Source organism: Microbacterium sp. B19 (assembly GCF_000333395.1).
Lineage (GTDB): Bacteria > Actinomycetota > Actinomycetes > Actinomycetales > Microbacteriaceae > Microbacterium.
Genome location: NZ_BADA01000432.1, coordinates 1 through 1,213 on the forward strand (window position 1 = coordinate 1; position 1,213 = coordinate 1,213).

The 1,213-nt window shown below is 69.5% G+C and carries 2 protein-coding genes; one reads left to right on the forward strand and one right to left on the reverse strand.

Annotated elements, in window-relative coordinates; genetic code table 11:
- Nucleotides 1-450: LacI family DNA-binding transcriptional regulator (locus tag I5G_RS15150; protein ID WP_022879811.1), on the reverse strand; the 450-nt coding region annotated here is incomplete at its 3' end.
- Nucleotides 451-630: 180 nt separating this feature from the next.
- Here I5G_RS15150 and I5G_RS22830 point away from each other — a divergent pair.
- On the forward strand, nucleotides 631-1,213 hold a 583-nt coding region (locus I5G_RS22830; protein ID WP_148286513.1), incomplete at its 3' end, for a BMP family protein.

Here is a 1,213-nt window from a genome sequence, read left to right on the forward strand (position 1 = left end):
AGGGGGGAGGCCGTGCGACATGCGCTGCGCATGACCGCTCGCCTCGATCGTCGGCGGGCACACGATGAGCCCGTCCACGCGCCGGTCGAGCAGGTCGGCGACGCGTTCGTCGTGGTCGGCGCCGTCTGGGGCGACGTAGCGCAGCAGCGCGCCGATGCCCTGGGCGTCGAGGTTCTCGGTCACCGACTCGATGAGCGCCGACAGGAACACCGTCGCATAGCGCGGCAGGACGAGACCGACGCTCTGCGTGCGGTTGGAGCGCAGGGCGCTGGCGACCGCGTTGTGCCGGTAGCCGAGGCGCGCGGCCGCCGCCCGGATGCGCTTGAGCGTTTCGGGGGAGACGGGGCGCGACCCCGACAGGGCGCGGGACGCGGTCGCGGTGGAGACGCCGGCCTCGGCGGCCACGTCGGCGAGGGTGGCCCGCTCGTCGACGGCATCCGTATCGGTCACACCGCCATCGTACGCAATCGATTACTCGACCGCGGGTGGGAAACGAGAACGCAACACAGCCGAAATCGCGCCGTCGGTCGCCCGTGACTAGGGTGGCTTTCGGTCGTATCTCCCCGACTCACTCCGACCAGCTTGCAATCGATTACATTTCGACCCCGCACCCCACCCGAAGGAGTCCGCATGCCTCGCCCCCTCACCCGATCTCTCATGACGATGGGTGGCGTGCTCACCGTCGCCGCCCTCGCCCTCACCGGCTGCGGCGGCAAGACCGCCGACACCGGCGCGGCGAGCCCGTCCTCCAGCGGCCCGACCGTCGCGCTGCTGTACGGCACCACCGGCGATTTCTCCTTCATGGACAGCGCCTACAAGGGCTTCACGGAGGCCGAGGGCGAGTACGACTTCACGCCGCTTGAGCTGTCCAGCCCCAACACCGACGACTACCAGGACCGCGTCGACCTCGCGCTGTCGCAGAACGCGGCGCTCGCGATCGGCATCGGTTTCCAGTGGCAGCAGCCGATGACCGCGACCGCCCACCCCGACACCGCTTTCGTGCAGGTGGATGCCGATGCCGGCACCGTCATCGACAACGTGACGACCATCTCGTTCGCCGCCGAGCAGTCCTCGTACCTCGTGGGCGTCGCCGCGGCGCTCACCTCGAAGTCCAAGCACGTCGGCTTCGTCGGCGGCGTCGACCAGCCCAGCATCCAGAACTTCTACACCGGCTACGAGGCGGGAGTGCACTCGATCGACCCGTCGATCGTCG